Annotated in this window: 8 protein-coding genes; all 8 read left to right on the top strand. The window is 60.9% G+C overall.

The window, feature by feature from the left end:
* Positions 1-96 precede the first annotated feature (96 nt).
* Positions 97-597: a thiol peroxidase gene (gene tpx / locus LOY52_RS14290; protein ID WP_007968505.1), complete on the top strand. Its 501-nt coding sequence runs from the start codon at positions 97-99 to the stop codon at positions 595-597.
* A gap of 175 nt (positions 598-772) precedes the next feature.
* On the top strand, positions 773-2080 hold the full coding sequence (locus LOY52_RS14285) for an MdtA/MuxA family multidrug efflux RND transporter periplasmic adaptor subunit (protein ID WP_115989888.1): 1308 nt from the start codon (positions 773-775) through the stop codon (positions 2078-2080).
* Positions 2077-5178, top strand: coding sequence for an MdtB/MuxB family multidrug efflux RND transporter permease subunit (locus LOY52_RS14280; RefSeq protein WP_258674500.1), 3102 nt, complete (start codon positions 2077-2079; stop codon positions 5176-5178). The genes LOY52_RS14285 and LOY52_RS14280 overlap by 4 nt, the downstream gene beginning before the upstream one ends.
* Before the next feature lie 142 nt (positions 5179-5320).
* The gene (locus LOY52_RS14275) at positions 5321-8428 is read left to right on the top strand and encodes an efflux RND transporter permease subunit (RefSeq protein WP_258674499.1); all 3108 of its coding nucleotides are present in this window, start codon (positions 5321-5323) and stop codon (positions 8426-8428) included.
* Complete coding sequence (locus LOY52_RS14270; protein ID WP_258674498.1) at positions 8425-9885, top strand: efflux transporter outer membrane subunit; 1461 nt, start codon at positions 8425-8427, stop codon at positions 9883-9885. The genes LOY52_RS14275 and LOY52_RS14270 overlap by 4 nt, the downstream gene beginning before the upstream one ends.
* Before the next feature lie 253 nt (positions 9886-10138).
* Positions 10139-12220, top strand: a complete 2082-nt coding sequence (locus LOY52_RS14265) for a bifunctional diguanylate cyclase/phosphodiesterase (RefSeq protein WP_258674496.1) — start codon at positions 10139-10141, stop codon at positions 12218-12220.
* Positions 12221-12457: 237 nt separating this feature from the next.
* Positions 12458-13204: an SDR family oxidoreductase gene (locus tag LOY52_RS14260; RefSeq protein WP_258674495.1), complete on the top strand. Its 747-nt coding sequence runs from the start codon at positions 12458-12460 to the stop codon at positions 13202-13204.
* Positions 13205-13361: 157 nt separating this feature from the next.
* Positions 13362-14501: a kelch repeat-containing protein gene (locus tag LOY52_RS14255; RefSeq protein WP_258674493.1), complete on the top strand. Its 1140-nt coding sequence runs from the start codon at positions 13362-13364 to the stop codon at positions 14499-14501.
* The last annotated feature ends 121 nt before the right edge of the window (positions 14502-14622 follow it).

Here is a 14622-nt window from a genome sequence, read left to right as displayed (position 1 = left end):
TGACAATTTTCAGTCAGGGCATAGGTCGTCGGACAATTTCGTGGTTAACTTCGGCCTCTTGCATGCTCAATAACCACGTTAAGAAGGACTAAAGTCATGGCTCAAGTCACCCTCAAAGGCAACCCGGTTCAAGTCAACGGCCAGTTGCCACAAGCCGGTTCCAAGGCGCCAGCCTTTTCCCTGGTTGCCGGCAATCTGTCCGACGTTACCCTGAAAGACTTTGCCGGCAAGCGCAAAGTGCTGAACATCTTCCCAAGCGTTGATACCCCGACCTGCGCCACTTCGGTCCGCAAGTTCAACGCTCAGGCCAACGAACTGGCCAACACCGTGGTGCTGTGCATCTCGGCTGACCTGCCATTCGCTCAGGCACGCTTCTGCGGCGCCGAAGGTCTGGAAAACGTGCAGAACCTGTCGACCCTGCGCGGTGCCGAGTTCATCGAAAACTACGGTGTAGCCATCGCTGACGGTCCGCTCAAAGGCCTGACCGCCCGCGCCGTGGTGGTGCTGGACGAGAACGACAACGTGCTGCACAGCGAGCTGGTCAAGGAAATCGCTGAAGAGCCGAACTACGACGCAGCACTCGCCGTTCTGAAATAAGCGCTTTTACAATTGTTAACGGCCTGGCCCTGTCCAGGCCGTTTTCATTTGTGTATCAGTGTTTTGCCTCACACCTTGAAACGTAAGTTGAAGGTAAATTGCCGGTAAAGCTGCTTTGCTTAAATCCGATCAGTGCTTATCGTTCAGCCTCCCGTAAAAGAAGCCCACGCGCCCAATGGTTAATCAATCCATGCAATCGTCCCCTCGCAACTCCCGTCGCTGGCTGATCAGCCTGCTCGTCCTGTTGGTCATCGCCGTCCTGTGCTGGAAATTCTGGCCCGCCGGTTCGGCCCACAAGGAGGGCGCCGACAAGGCGGCGAGCGGCCATGCCGGACGTTCGGGGATGATGCGGCCGGGCTTCGGCGGCGCGGCCGGGCCGATTCCGGTGCGGGTGGCGCCGGCGGTCACGGGCGACTTCCCGCTGTATTACAAGGCGCTGGGTACGGTGACCGCGCTCAACACCATCAATGTGCGCAGCCGGGTCGGCGGCGAACTGGTGAAGATCAACTTCGAGGAAGGGCAGATGGTCAAGGCTGGCGACCTGCTGGCAGAGATCGATCCGCGTCCGTACCAGAACGCCTTGCTCCAGGCTGAAGGCACCTTGCTGCAGAATCAGGCGCAGTTGAAAAACGCTCAGGTCGATGTCGAGCGTTATCGCGGTCTGTATAAGGAAGACAGCATCGCCAAGCAGACCCTGGACACCGCCGAAGCGCTGGTCGGCCAGTACCTTGGCACGGTCAAGACCAATCAGGCGGCGGTCAACGACGCCAAGCTCAATCTCGAATTCACCAAGATCCGCGCACCGATTGCCGGTCGCGTCGGTCTGCGTCAGGTCGACGTCGGCAACCTGGTCGCCGCCAACGACACCACGTTCCTTGCGGTGATCACTCAGACCCAACCGATCAGCGTGGTCTTCACCCTGCCGGAAAACAGCCTCGAAACCGTATTGGCCCGCTACCACAGCGGCGCCAAACTGCCGGCCGAGGCATGGGATCGCGGCGATACCAAAATCCAGGCCAGCGGTGTGCTGCAAAGCCTCGACAACCAGATCGACGTCGCCACCGGCACCCTGAAATTCAAAGCCCGTTACGATAACCGCGACCAGTCGCTGTTCCCCAATCAGTTCGTCAACGTCCATCTGCTGGCCGATACCCTGAAAGGCGTGGTGCTGGCACCGTCGGCGGCGATTCAGTTCGGCACCAACGGTACCTTCGTTTACGCATTGGATGGCGACAAGAAAGTCACCATCCGCCAACTGAAGATCGGCGCCAGTGACGGCACCAACACCGTGATCACCGAAGGCCTCGCCGCGGGCGATCGCGTGGTGCTGGAAGGTACAGATCGCCTGAAAGAAGGCAGCGAAGTGGAAGTGGTCAACGACAGCAATGACGTGCCGACCACCCCGACCGGGCACCTGCAGGGCAAACCCGCCGCCAGTGCGCCGGACGCCGCCGCGGCTGACAAGGCCAAGAAGGGCGCATGAACATTTCGCGGCTGTTCATCCTCCGTCCGGTAGCCACCACCCTGAGCATGCTGGCCATTGTTCTGGCCGGCCTGATTGCCTATCGCCTGCTGCCGGTCTCGGCCTTGCCGCAGGTCGATTATCCGACCATTCGCGTCATGACCCTGTACCCCGGCGCCAGTCCGGACGTGATGACCAGTGCCGTCACCGCACCGCTCGAACGTCAGTTCGGGCAGATGCCGGGCCTGACGCAAATGGCCTCGACCAGCTCCGGCGGCGCTTCGGTGCTGACCCTGCGTTTCAGCCTCGACATCAACATGGACGTCGCCGAGCAGCAGGTGCAAGCCGCGATCAACGCTGCGACCAATCTGCTGCCGACCGACTTGCCGGCGCCGCCGGTGTACAACAAGGTCAACCCGGCGGATACCCCGGTGCTGACTCTGGCGATCACCTCGAAAACCATGCTCCTGCCCAAGCTCAATGACCTGGTCGATACGCGCATGGCGCAGAAGATCGCCCAGATCAGCGGCGTCGGCATGGTCAGCATTGCCGGCGGTCAGCGGCAAGCGGTGCGGATCAAGGTCAATCCGGAAGCCCTCGCGGCGAACAGCCTGAACCTGGAAGACGTGCGCACGCTGATCGGCGCGTCCAACGTCAACCAGCCGAAAGGTAACTTCGACGGCCCGACCCGGGTCTCCATGCTCGACGCCAACGACCAACTGACGTCGCCCAAGGATTACGCCAACCTGATTCTCGCCTACAAGAACGGCGCGCCGCTGCGTCTGAAGGATGTGGCGGAAATCGTCGACGGTGCGGAGAACGAACGTCTCGCCGCGTGGGCCAACCAGAATCAGGCAGTGCTGCTCAATATCCAGCGTCAACCGGGCGCCAACGTGATCGAGGTGGTCGACCGGATCAAGGCGTTACTGCCGAGCATCACCGACAACCTGCCGGCCGGCCTCGACGTTACCGTGCTCACCGACCGCACCCAGACCATCCGCGCCTCGGTCACCGACGTACAACACGAACTGCTGATCGCCATTGCGTTGGTGGTGATGGTGACGTTCCTGTTTCTGCGGCGTGCCAGCGCGACGATCATTCCTTCGGTGGCGGTGCCGCTGTCGCTGATCGGTACGTTTGGCGTGATGTATCTCGCCGGGTTCTCGGTCAACAACCTGACCTTGATGGCGCTGACCATCGCCACCGGTTTTGTGGTCGACGATGCGATCGTGATGCTGGAAAACATTGCACGCTTCATCGAGGAGGGCGATAGCCCGATGCAGGCGGCGCTGAAAGGCGCCAAGCAGATCGGCTTCACCCTGATATCCCTGACTTTGTCGCTGATCGCGGTACTGATTCCGCTGCTGTTCATGGCCGATGTGGTCGGGCGGCTTTTCCGCGAGTTCGCCATCACCCTGGCGGTGGCGATCCTGATTTCGCTGGTGGTCTCGCTGACCCTGACGCCGATGATGTGCGCACGCCTGCTCAAGCGTGAGCCAGAAGCCCACGAGCAGGGCCGCTTCTACCGGGCCAGCGGCGCGGTCATCGACTGGATGATCGCCGCTTACGGGCGCAAGTTGCAGTGGGTGCTCAAACACCAGCCGCTGACGCTGTTGGTGGCCATCGGTACGCTGGCGCTGACCGTGTTCCTTTATATGCTGGTGCCCAAGGGCTTCTTCCCGGTGCAGGACACCGGGGTGATCCAGGGCATCTCCGAAGCGCCGCAGTCGATTTCCTTCGCGGCCATGGGTGAGCGTCAGCAGGCGCTGGCCAAGGTGATTCTTGAAGATCCGGCGGTGGAGAGCCTGTCGTCCTACATTGGCGTCGACGGCGACAACGCCACGCTCAACAGCGGTCGCCTGCTGATCAACCTCAAGCCCCACGGCCAGCGTGACCTGAGCGCCACCGAGGTGATCGCGCGTCTGCAACCGCAACTGGACAAACTGGTCGGCATCCGTCTGTTCATGCAGCCGGTGCAGGATCTGACCATCGAGGATCGGGTCAGCCGCACCCAGTACCAGTTCAGCATGTCCTCACCGGATGCCGAACTGCTCAGCCAGTGGAGCGGACGTCTGGTCGAGGCGCTGGCCCAGCGCCCGGAACTGACTGACGTTGCCAGCGACTTGCAGGACAAGGGTCTACAGGTCTATCTGGTGATCGACCGCGATGCGGCTTCACGCCTCGGTGTTTCGGTGCAGAACATCACCGATGCGCTGTATGACGCCTTCGGTCAGCGGCAGATCTCGACCATTTATACCCAGGCCAGCCAGTACCGCGTGGTGCTGCAGGCGCAGGCCGGGGAGAAGATCGGGCCGGCGGCGCTGGACCAGATTCACGTCAAGACCACTGACGGCGCGCAAGTGCGCCTGTCGAGCCTGGCTCATGTCGAGGAACGTCAGGCGCAATTGGCGATCACCCACATCGGCCAGTTTCCGGCGGTGATGATGTCCTTCAACCTGGCGCCCGGCGTGGCGCTGGGGCATGCGGTGGACATCATCGATCAGGTGCAGAAGGACATCGGCATGCCGATTGGTGTGCAGACCCAGTTCCAGGGCGCGGCCGAAGCGTTCCAGGCGTCGCTGTCGAGCACCTTGCTGCTGATTCTGGCGGCGGTGGTGACCATGTACATCGTGCTCGGCGTGCTTTACGAAAGTTACATTCACCCGATCACCATCCTGTCGACCCTGCCGTCGGCGGCGGTGGGTGCCTTGCTCGCGTTGCTGCTCAGTGGCAATGATCTGGGGATGATCGCGATCATCGGCATCATCCTGCTGATCGGTATCGTCAAGAAAAACGCGATCATGATGATCGACTTCGCCCTCGACGCCGAACGCACCCAAGGCATGGCGCCAGAGCAGGCGATCTATCAGGCAGCGCTGCTGCGCTTCCGGCCGATTCTGATGACCACCCTGGCCGCGCTGTTCGGCGCCGTGCCGTTGATGCTCGCCACCGGTTCCGGGGCTGAACTGCGTCAGCCTCTTGGTCTGGTGATGGTCGGCGGCTTGCTGGTGAGCCAGGTGTTGACCCTGTTCACCACACCGGTGATCTATCTGTATTTCGACCGCCTCGGTCGGCGCTTTGGCAAGACCAATGCTGACAGTGATGAGGTGGTGGTATGAATTTGCAGCACCTCATCCACTGTGGGAGCGAGCCTGCTCGCGAAAGCGCTGGATCAGTCACCATCAACGTTGAATGTCAGACCGTATTCGCGAGCAAGCTCGCTCCCACAGTGGGTCGGTGTGATGGTGGGGATTGCGGTCAATGAACTTGTCCGGTCCTTTCATCAAGCGCCCGGTCGCGACCATGCTCCTGAGTCTGGCGATCATGCTCCTGGGCGGCGTCAGTTTCGGCCTGCTGCCGGTATCACCGCTGCCGCAAATGGACTTCCCGGTGATCGTGGTCCAGGCCAGCCTGCCCGGCGCCAGTCCCGAGGTGATGGCGTCCACGGTGGCGACGCCGCTGGAGCGCTCGTTCGGCGCGATTGCCGGTGTCAACACCATGAGCAGCCGTTCCAGTCAGGGTTCGACCCGGGTCATTCTGCAATTTGACCTCGACCGTGATATCAACGGCGCGGCGCGGGAAGTGCAGGCGGCGATCAACGCTTCGCGCAACCTGTTGCCGAGCGGGATGCGCAGCATGCCGACCTACAAGAAGGTCAACCCGTCGCAAGCGCCGATCATGGTGCTGTCGCTGACTTCGGATGTGCTGGAAAAAGGCCAGCTCTATGACCTGGCCTCGACCATCCTTTCGCAGAGCCTGTCCCAGGTGCAGGGTGTGGGTGAAGTGCAGATCGGCGGCAGTTCGCTGCCGGCGGTGCGCATCGAACTCGAACCACAGGCGCTGAACCAGTATGGCGTGGCGCTCGACGACGTGCGCAAGACCATCGCCGGGGCCAACGTGCGCCGGCCCAAGGGCTCGGTCGAAGACAGCGAGCGCCTGTGGCAGATCCAGGCCAACGACCAGTTGGAGAAAGCCAAGGATTACGAGTCGCTGATCATCCATTACAAGGACGGCGCAGCCCTGCGTCTTAAGGACGTGGCCAAGGTCAGCGACGGCGTCGAAGACCGTTACAACAGCGGTTTCTTCAATGATGACGCGGCGGTGCTGCTGGTAATCAACCGCCAGGCTGGCGCCAACATCATCGAGACGGTCAACGAGATCAAGGCGCAGTTGCCGGCGTTGCAAGCGGTGCTGCCGGCCAGCGTCAAACTGAACCTGGCGATGGATCGCTCGCCGGTGATCAAGGCCACCCTGCACGAAGCGGAAATGACCCTGCTGATCGCCGTGGCGCTGGTGATTCTGGTGGTGTTCCTGTTTCTCGGTAACTTCCGCGCCTCGCTGATTCCGACGCTGGCGGTGCCGGTGTCGCTGGTCGGCACCTTCGCGGTGATGTACCTCTATGGTTTTTCGCTGAACAACCTGTCGCTGATGGCGTTGATTCTGGCCACCGGACTGGTGGTGGACGATGCCATCGTGGTGCTGGAGAACATTTCCCGGCACATCGACGAAGGCGTCAAACCGATGCAGGCCGCCTATCTCGGGGCCAAGGAAGTCGGTTTCACCCTGCTGTCGATGAACGTGTCGCTGGTGGCGGTGTTCCTGTCGATCCTGTTCATGGGCGGGATTGTCGAGAGCCTGTTCCGCGAGTTTTCCATCACCCTGGCAGCAGCCATCGTGGTCTCGCTGGTGGTCTCACTGACCCTGACGCCGATGCTCTGCGCGCGCTGGCTCAAAACACACACGCCGGGCCAGGAAAACCGCCTGCAACGCTGGAGTCGCCGCGCCAACGACTGGATGGTCGGCAAATATGCGACCAGCCTCGACTGGGTGCTGCGCCATCGGCGCCTGACCTTGCTCAGCCTGATCATCACGGTCGGGGTCAACGTCGCGTTGTACGTGGTGGTGCCGAAGACCTTCATGCCGCAGCAGGACACCGGCCAGTTGATCGGTTTCGTCCGGGGTGACGACGGTCTGTCGTTCAGCGTGATGCAGCCGAAAATGGAAACCTTCCGCCGCGCCGTGCTCAAGGACGAGGCGGTGGAGAGTGTGGCCGGGTTCATCGGCGGCACCAACGGCACCAATAACGCGTTCATGCTGGTACGCCTGAAGCCGATCAAGGAACGCAATCTGTCGGCGCAGAAAGTCATCGAGCGCCTGCGCAAGGAAATGCCCAAAGTGCCCGGCGCCCAGTTGATGCTGATGGCGGATCAGGACCTGCAGTTCGGCGGCGGCCGTGAGCAGACCACCTCGCAATACAGCTACATCCTGCAAAGCGGCGATCTGGGGGCGTTGCGCGAGTGGTATCCGAAAGTGGTGACCGCGCTGCGCGCACTGCCGGAGCTGACCGCCATTGATGCCCGCGAGGGGCGCGGCGCGCAGCAGGTGACGTTGATTGTCGACCGCGATCAGGCCAAGCGCCTCGGGGTCGACATGAACATGGTCACCGCAGTGCTTAACAACGCCTACAGCCAGCGGCAGATTTCGACGATCTACGACAGCCTCAACCAGTATCAGGTGGTGATGGAGGTCAATCCGAAATACGCGCAGGATCCGGTGACGCTCAATCAGGTGCAGGTGATTACCGCTGACGGTGCGCGGATTCCGTTGTCGACCATCGCCCATTACGAAAACAGTCTGGAAGACGACCGCGTCAGCCACGAAGGCCAGTTCGCCTCGGAAAGCATCGCGTTCGACATGGCTGAAGGCGTGACCGTGGAGCAGGGCAGTGCCGCGATCGAGCGGGCGATTGCCAAGGTCGGTCTGCCGGAAGACTTGATCGCGAAAATGGCCGGCACCGCCGACGCCTTTGCCGCGACGCAGAAGAGTCAGCCATTCATGATCCTCGGTGCGCTGCTGGCGGTGTATCTGGTGCTCGGTGTGCTGTATGAAAGCTACATTCACCCGCTGACGATTCTTTCGACCTTGCCCTCGGCCGGGGTCGGTGCGTTGCTGTCGATCTATGCGCTGGGCGGCGAGTTCAGCCTGATCTCCCTGCTCGGATTGTTCCTGTTGATCGGGGTGGTGAAGAAAAACGCGATCCTCATGATCGACCTGGCGCTGCAACTGGAACGCCATCAGGGCCTGTCACCGCTGGAGTCGATCCGCAGCGCCTGCCTGCAACGACTGCGGCCGATTCTGATGACCACCCTGGCGGCGATCCTCGGCGCCTTGCCGTTGTTGCTCGGCCGCGCGGAAGGCGCAGAGATGCGCCAGCCGCTGGGTCTGACCATCATCGGCGGCCTGATCTTCAGCCAGGTCCTGACCCTTTACACCACGCCTGTGGTTTACCTCTATCTCGACAAGCTGCGCCACCGCTTCAACAAGTGGCGTGGCGTGCGTACTGACGCCGCTCTGGAAACTCCGCTATGACTGACCGTTCGCTTCTCAATCTGGCCACTGCGCGCGGCTCGCGCCTGTTGAGCCTGTCGCTGTGCGTGGCGATGCTCAGTGCCTGCGCTGTGGGCCCGGACTATCAGCGTCCGCAGACCGCCGAGGTCGCGCAATACAAAGAGGCCAAAGGCTGGCGTCAGGCCAATCCGAGCGATTCGCTGGCGCGCGGTGCCTGGTGGGAGTTGTATGGCGATCAGCAACTCAATGGTCTGATCGAAAAACTCAACAGTTCCAACCAGACCGTGGCGCAATCCGAAGCCCAGTTTCGTCAGGCCCAGGCCTTGGTGCGGAGTGCCCGTGGAGCGTTTTATCCCAGTGTCGACCTGAGCGTGGGCAAGACCCGCTCCAGCCAGGGCACCGGCAGCAGCAGTTCGAGTCTGAGCAGTTCCGCCAGCGGCATTCGCGACACCTACAACGCGCAGTTGGGCGTGAGTTGGGAAGCGGATATCTGGGGCAAGTTGCGCCGTAGCCTGGAAGCGGATCAGGCCAGCGCCCAGGCGAGTTTTGCCGATCTGGCGGCGATGCGCCTGAGCCAGCAGTCGGAGCTGGTGCAGAACTACCTGCAACTGCGGGTGATCGATCAGCAGAAACGCTTGCTCGAGGCCACCGTCGCGGCCTACGAAAAATCCCTGCAAATGACCCAGAACCAGTACCGCGCAGGGATTTCCGGGCGCGATGCGGTGGCGCAGGCGCAGACTCAGTTGAAAACCACCCAGGCCGATCTGGTGGATCTGATCTGGCAACGCGCACAGTTTGAAAATGCCATCGCCGTGCTCACCGGGCAGGCGCCGGCCGAATTCAGCATCGCCGAAACGCAGAACATTCCGAACCTGCCACAGATTCCCCTGAGCCTGCCTTCGCAGTTGCTGGAACGGCGCCCGGATATTGCCTCGGCGGAGCGCTCGGTGATCGCCGCCAACGCCAACATTGGCGTGGCAAAAGCCGCGTATTACCCGGATCTGACGTTGAGCATGAGCGGCGGCTACAGCAGCAGTACCTCGAAAAATCTTCTAACGCTACCGAACCGTTTCTGGTCGGTCGGGCCGAAACTGGATTTGCCGATCTTTGACGGCGGGATCCGTTCGGCCGAGGTTGACCGTACCGAGGCGGTCTATGACCAGACCGTCGCCAAGTACCGCCAGACCGTGCTCGACGGCTTCCGTGAAGTGGAAAACTATCTGGTGCAATTGAAGGTGTATGAAGACGAAGCGGCGGTGCGTCAGGAAGCACTGGATGCCGCGCGCGACTCGCTGCGCCTGACCCAGAACCAGTACAAAGCCGGGTTGATTGCCTACATTGACGTGGTCGTGGTCCAGGCCACGGCGCTGAGCAACGAGCGCACTGTGCTGAATATTCTGCAGAGTCGCTTGATTGCCAGCGTGCAATTGATTGCGGCGCTGGGTGGCGGCTGGGACGGAGAACTGGCCACCGAATAGCCTGTGTAGGAGCTGCGGCACGCTGCGATCTTTTGATCTTTAAAAACAAGGTCAAAAGATCGCAGCGTGCCGCAGCTCCTACAGGTTGTGATGGTTGTTCCAGAGCCTCGCAAAACCATCAAACAAGCGTTTCATCGGGTTGATGGCAAAATGATTACTTTGTCAGTGCGTTCTTCCGCGCAATCAGTACAATCGCCGCATTTGCCCGGCCGAGAATGGACGCAGTACGGCGCGGGTGGTCGCGAGAATCTTCATGCTCATCGGTAATTATTCCTTCACCCTGGTTTTCATTTCTCTGTGTGTAGCGATCCTCGCGTCCTACACCGCGCTCGACCTGACCGGGCGCATTGCCAGCGCCCGTGGACGGGCGGTGCATTTCTGGACGGCGGGCGGCGCGCTGGCGATGGGTGTCGGCGTCTGGTCGATGCACTTCATCGGCATGCTCGCCTTCAAGCTGCCGATCGAACTGGGTTACGACATTGCGATTACCGCGCTGTCGCTGCTGATTGCTGTGCTGTCCTGTGGGTTTGCCCTGTGGCTGGTCAGCCAGCCGAAATTGCCGATCCTGCAGTTGGGTTTCGGCGCCTTGATCATGGGCGCCGGCATCAGCGCGATGCATTACACCGGCATGGCCGCGCTGCGCATGACACCTGGCATTGATTACGACCCGAGCCTGTTCGGCGCTTCGTTGCTGATTGCTGTCGCAGCTTCGGCTGCGGCGTTATGGATCGCCTTCCGCCTGCGCCAGCACTCGCCTTATGTGCGTCTGATTCGTGGTGGTGCGGCGGTGATCATGGGCATCGCGATTGTCGGCATGCACTACACCGGCATGGCCGCCGCACGGTTTCCTGATGGCAGTTTCTGCGGCGCAACGCTCGACGGCCTCAAGGGCAATGGCCTCGACAATCTGGTGCTGATCACCACGCTGGCGGTGCTGTCGATCGCCTTGCTCACGTCGATTCTCGATGCCCGCCTTGAAGCGCGCACCGCCGATCTGGCGCATTCGCTGACTCTGGCCAACCGTGAACTGACGCAACTGGCGTTGCACGACACCCTCACAGGCCTGCCGAACCGCATGCTGCTGGACGACCGGATCAATCAGGCGATAAAAAAAGTCGAGGAACAGGGCGGCTGTTTTGCGTTGATGTTCATTGATCTGGACGGTTTCAAACCGGTCAACGATGCGTTCGGCCACCACATGGGTGACCAGTTGTTGCGCGAAGTCGGGGTGCGCCTGCGTGAAGACTTGCGCAGCCAGGATACGTTGGCGCGGATCGGCGGCGACGAGTTCGTGCTGCTGGTGCGTCTGAGCGAACCCGACGATGCTCTGGGGCTGGCCGCGCGTCAGGTCGGGTTGCTCGGTCAGGCGTTCCGCGTGGCCGAGCATGACTTGCAGATTTCTGCCAGCGTCGGCATTGCCCTGTACCCGGGTAACGGCATGAGCGCTCAGGAACTGCTGATGAACGCCGACGCGGCGATGTATCACGCCAAGGGCAGCGGCAAAAACGGTTACAGCTTCTTCGACGCCTCGATGAACAGCAACGCGCGCAAGCAGTTGCAACTGTTGCAGGACCTGCGCGCCGCGCTGGAACACAGTCAGTTCAGTCTGTATTTCCAACCCAAATTCGACGCCGCCAGTGGTCGTCCGGTCGGTGCCGAAGCACTGCTGCGCTGGCAGCATCCGACCCAGGGCATGCTGCTCCCGGACAAGTTCATCGACCTGGCGGAGAAGACCGGCCTGATCATCGCCATTGGTGAGTGGGTGCTCAATGAAGCTTGCCGGCAGATGCGCGAATGGTACGTGCTCGGTTACACCGACTGGCGCATTGCGGTGAACCTCTCGGCCTTGCAGTTCTGCCACGCGGGGCTGGTGCAGAGCGTGGCCAAGGCGCTGGCGACCCACCATCTGCCGGCCAATAGCCTGACCCTGGAAATCACCGAAACCACGGCCATGAGCGACGCCGATGCGAGCATGACAGTATTGCAGGAGTTGTCGGACATGGGCGTCGACCTGTCGATCGACGACTTCGGCACCGGCTATTCGAGCCTGATGTACCTCAAGCGCTTGCCGGCCAACGAGCTGAAGATCGACCGTGGTTTCGTCCGCGATCTGGAGCATGACAGCGACGACGCGGCCATCGTCTCGGCGATTGTGGCGTTGGGCCAGGCACTGGGTTTGCGGATTGTTGCCGAGGGGGTGGAGACCGGCGTGCAACAGGACTTCCTCACGAAATTGGGCTGTGATTCGTTGCAGGGCTATCTGTTGGGGCATCCGATGCCGGCAGATACGTTTATGCAGAACATTACCCGTGGAGAGACTCAGGCGGCTGTCTGAATGTGGCGAGGGAGCTTGCTCCCGCCGGGGCGCGAAGCAGCCCCTTTTTCTACTCGGTTGTACCGTGTCGGCCGGATTCACGACTGCTTCGCAGCCGAGCGGGAGCAAGCTCCCTCGCCACAAAAAACATCTCAGTCTCATGCAGGGTTTTGTCTTTGACAGAGCCCATGCAAAACCGCCCAATGGCGGTTATTCTTCAACCCGACTGTTACGTGTGCATTTGGGGGAAGGGCCAGCATGGATAAAGTCATGGTAATCACCGGTGGCGGGCGCGGAATTGGCGCCGCTACGGCGTTGTTGGCTGCCGGGCAGGGCTATCGGATCTGCATCAACTATCAGTCGGATGAACAGGCCGCGCAAAGCGTGCTGGAGCAAGTGCGGGCGCTGGGGGCGCAAGCTATTGCAGTACGTGCCGATGTCAGCATCGAAGACGAGGTGATCGCGCTGTTTCAGCGGGTCGATACCGAACTGGGACGGGTCACCGCGCTGGTGAACAACGCCGGCACCGTGGGGCACAAGTCGCGGGTCGATGAAATGTCCGAATTCCGCATTCTCAAAATCATGAAAACCAACGTCCTGGCGCCGTTCCTCTGCGCCAAGCACGCGATCCTGCGCATGTCACCCAAGCACGGCGGGCAGGGCGGCAGCATCGTCAACGTCTCCTCGGTCGCCGCGCGCCTGGGCTCGCCCAACGAGTACGTCGACTACGCCGCGTCCAAAGGCGCGCTCGACACCTTCACCATCGGCCTGTCCAAGGAAGTGGCGGGTGAGGGGATTCGGGTCAACGCGGTGCGTCCGGGCTATATCTACACCGATTTCCATGCACTGAGTGGCGATCCGGATCGGGTCAGCAAACTTGAGTCGGCGATTCCGATGGCCCGTGGCGGGCGGCCGGATGAAGTGGCGGAGGCGATTGTCTGGTTGTTGTCGGACAAGGCTTCTTATGCGACCGGTACGTTTGTTGATCTGGGTGGCGGACGTTAGAGCCAATATCATGAAGGACTTGTGTTTTTTGTGTTTGTCAACTGTCAGTTTTGACAGTTGATCTGTTTGCTGCTGCGCCTAGAGTAGTCGTGAGCGGACATTGGCAAATCGACTCCCGAATTGCGCTGTGCGCCGTGGCTAAGACGGGAGCAGCGCAATGCACACGATCTCAGGTGGGACCTTCAAACCAACAGCGCCCATGTCAGTGCCGCGGGCGTTGCACAGTGCGACATTGCTGACGAGTGGTGAAGTGTTGGTAGCCGGGGGGCTCAATACGGCGGGGGCAACTCTCTCCCCCCTCATGTCGGTGCGTTTTGATGCGCTGTTTCCTGGCGGCATGCAATTTGACCTGCACTCGGTGACATCAAGCGTTGAGCGCTATGACCCGACCCGGCAAATGTGGTCATCGGCCGCCCCCCTTCGCATATCTCGTTGGTCTCACGCTGCGCTGGTTCTTCGTTCCGGCTTGGTCATGATCGCAGGCGGGAGCAATGGAACTACGCTGCGCAGTGTCGAGTTATATGACGCCAACAGCAATCGATGGAGCGCCGCCGCTGACCTGAAGACGCCGCGATTCGCTCACACCGCCACGTTATTGCGTTCCGGAGAGGTGTTAGTGACAGGTGGCAACAATCTGCAGCCCAGTGGCGGTGAAGTCCTGGATAGTGTCGAGCTGTTTGACCCGTCAACGGGCCAATGGGTGGATGTACCCAGTCTGCCTGTCGCAAGAATGAATCACACCGCGACATTGCTCGACTCAGGGGCTGTGTTGGTGGCTGGCGGCTATTCGGCAATTGAAAACGCTGCACTTTGCAGCGCTTTTGTTTTTGATCCGCAGCGTCGAAACTGGATAGAAGTCGAAGCATTGCCTGCGCCCCGAATGCAGCAAACAGCGACACTGCTCAAAGATGGACGCGTTCTGCTGGCCGGGGGGGCTGGCGAACCGTTCGGGGCTGCGTTGCGCAGTGGCGTCCTCTACGATCCGAATGATGGTACTTGGCAAGCGACGGCTGAATTGATAGTTGCTCGCAATCGGCACACGGCGACCAGGCTGGCGAGTGGCGAGGTACTTGTGACGGGGGGGAGCGGGGGATTCGATATAAAAGATTCGTGGTCTGCCGAAATCTACCAATCTGCGACAGATGAGTGGATCCGTGTCGGTGACTTGAGCGACGGTCGTCATTCCCACAGCGCAACATTACTCGGCTCAGGTGCAGTTTTGATCGCCGCAGGACAGCTTCCAACACCTGATCCGGGTTACACAAACAACGCTGAATTGTTCACCCGTACGCTTTGAACGGCTTTTTTAAGCGACCGCATAATGTGCGTCCGATGCTCTGGAACGTGTGTTGATTGGGGGGGGGGCGCTGATCTTTGGGATTTGTGTTGGCTGATCTGGCCCCATCGCTGGCAAGCCA

Origin of the sequence: Pseudomonas sp. B21-051 (genome assembly GCF_024748795.1) — a bacterium.
Lineage (GTDB): Bacteria > Pseudomonadota > Gammaproteobacteria > Pseudomonadales > Pseudomonadaceae > Aquipseudomonas > Aquipseudomonas putida_A.
This window is presented reverse-complemented; position numbering and strand designations above follow the sequence as displayed.

Bases quoted from the DNA above. Each gene is read 5' to 3' on its own strand.
- tpx (WP_007968505.1), top strand. From the start codon at position 97: ATGGCTCAAGTCACCCTCAAAGGCAACCCGGTTCAAGTCAACGGCCAG.
- LOY52_RS14270 (WP_258674498.1), top strand. From the start codon at position 8,425: ATGACTGACCGTTCGCTTCTCAATCTGGCCACTGCGCGCGGCTCGCGC.
- LOY52_RS14255 (WP_258674493.1), top strand. From the start codon at position 13,362: ATGCACACGATCTCAGGTGGGACCTTCAAACCAACAGCGCCCATGTCA.
- LOY52_RS14260 (WP_258674495.1), top strand. From the start codon at position 12,458: ATGGATAAAGTCATGGTAATCACCGGTGGCGGGCGCGGAATTGGCGCC.
- LOY52_RS14265 (WP_258674496.1), top strand. From the start codon at position 10,139: ATGCTCATCGGTAATTATTCCTTCACCCTGGTTTTCATTTCTCTGTGT.
- LOY52_RS14280 (WP_258674500.1), top strand. From the start codon at position 2,077: ATGAACATTTCGCGGCTGTTCATCCTCCGTCCGGTAGCCACCACCCTG.
- LOY52_RS14285 (WP_115989888.1), top strand. From the start codon at position 773: ATGGTTAATCAATCCATGCAATCGTCCCCTCGCAACTCCCGTCGCTGG.
- LOY52_RS14275 (WP_258674499.1), top strand. From the start codon at position 5,321: ATGAACTTGTCCGGTCCTTTCATCAAGCGCCCGGTCGCGACCATGCTC.